1 protein-coding gene is annotated in these 1,737 nt (G+C 73.1%); it reads right to left on the minus strand.

Translation table 11 applies throughout. The features are described 5' to 3' along the window. On the minus strand, positions 1-1,518 hold a 1,518-nt coding region (locus FV228_RS28790; protein ID WP_147857593.1), incomplete at its 3' end, for an acyl-CoA dehydrogenase. Positions 1,519-1,737: the final 219 nt, after the last annotated feature.

Here is a 1,737-nt window from a genome sequence, read left to right on the forward strand (position 1 = left end):
GAGATACGGGGTCGCGCCGGCGAGCGCCGCATTCGGGCGGTTGGAGGTCAGGGCGGCGAGCTGGTGGCTGGTCGCCCGGTCGAGGCTGCCGATCCCGTCGCGCAGCCGCGCCGCCATGTGGCCGAAGGCGGGATCGCCCGCCTTGAGCAGGCCCTCCGCGGCCCGGCGCATCCAGGCGATCTGCGAACGCACCGTGGCGCCGCCGTTCAGCGGCAGCTTGCGGGCGGTGAGGTCGATGGCCTGGATGCCGTTGGTGCCCTCGTAGATGCCGAGGATGCGGGCATCCCGCATTAGCTGGGCCGCGCCGGTCTCCTCGACGAAGCCCATGCCGCCATGGACCTGCACGCCGAGCGAGGTCACCTCGTTGGCGAGATCCGTGGAGAAGGCCTTGGCCACCGGGGTCAGCAGGGAGGCCCGGTCGAGGGCGGACTGCCCCTCCGGGCCCCGGGAGGCGTCGAGGGCGGCGGCCGTGAGGTAGCAGATCCCGCGCGCCGCCGCCGTGTAGGCCTTCATGGTCAGCAGCATCCGCTGCACGTCCGGATGCGCGACGATCGGGCTGGTGGATTCGGCGGCCCCGACCGCCCGGCCCTGCCGGCGCTCCTGCGCGTAGGCGAGCGCCCGCTGGGTCGCGGCTTCGGCGACGCCGACGCCCTGCAGGCCGACATTGAGCCGGGCCGCGTTCATCATCGTGAACATGCAGGCCAGGCCCTTGTTCTCCTGCCCGATCAGCCAGCCGACCGCGCCGCCGTGATCGCCGAACGCCATCGAGCAGGTCGGTGAGGCGTGGATGCCGAGCTTGTGCTCGACGCCCGAGCAGCGCAGGTCGTTGACGGTCCCGTCCGGCAGGACCTTGGGCACCAGGAACAGTGAGATGCCGCGGGTGCCGGCCGGCGCGTCGGGCAGGCGGGCCAGCACGAGGTGGACGATGTTGTCCGCCAGGTCGTGCTCGCCGTAGGTGATGTAGATCTTGGAGCCGGTGATCCGGTAGGTGCCGTCGTCGGCGCGCTCGGCCCGGCTGCGCAGCAGGGCGAGGTCCGAGCCCGCCTGCGGCTCGGTCAGGTTCATGGTGGCGGGCCATTCGCCCGTCACGAGCTTTTCCAGGTAGCGCGCCTTCAGGTCCTCGGAGCCGTGGGCCGCGAGTGCCTCGATGCCGCCCTGGGTCAGCAGCGGGCAGAGGCCGAAGGCGAGGTTGGCGCCGTTCCACATCTCGGTGCAGGCGGCCTCGACCAGCTTCGGCAAGCCCTGGCCGCCATGGTCGGCCTCGGCCGAGAGGCCGTTCCAGCCCCCGTCCGTGAAGGTGCGGTAGGCCTCGCGCCAGCCGGGGGGTGTGGTGACCGATCCGTCCGCGAACGGGGTGCCGTGCCGGTCGCCGACCCGGTTCAGCGGCGCGAGCACCTGGCCGGCGATCCGCCCCGCCTCGGTGAGGATCGCCTCGGCGTCGTCCGGGTCGACGCCGTCCAGCCCGGCCACGTGCCGGAGGGTGAACAGCATCTCGGGAACGGGGGCGCGGTAGCTCATCGGGTCGTCGCTCCTCTCGGCCCGCCCGCTTGATATCCCGGGGCGGGTTTGACCGCGCCCGGGCACCGGGGCTACGGCGACCCCAGGATAGGCGCGCGACGGGCGCGCCGCCATCACTTCGCGACGGCTTCCCGCATGAACGATCCCGGGTCAACGGTCCCGGCCGCGACCCGGCGGCTCGACCCCGACGCGGCCGGGACCGTTGACCCGGGATCGTTC

Source organism: Methylobacterium sp. WL18, assembly GCF_008040015.1.
GTDB lineage: Bacteria > Pseudomonadota > Alphaproteobacteria > Rhizobiales > Beijerinckiaceae > Methylobacterium > Methylobacterium mesophilicum.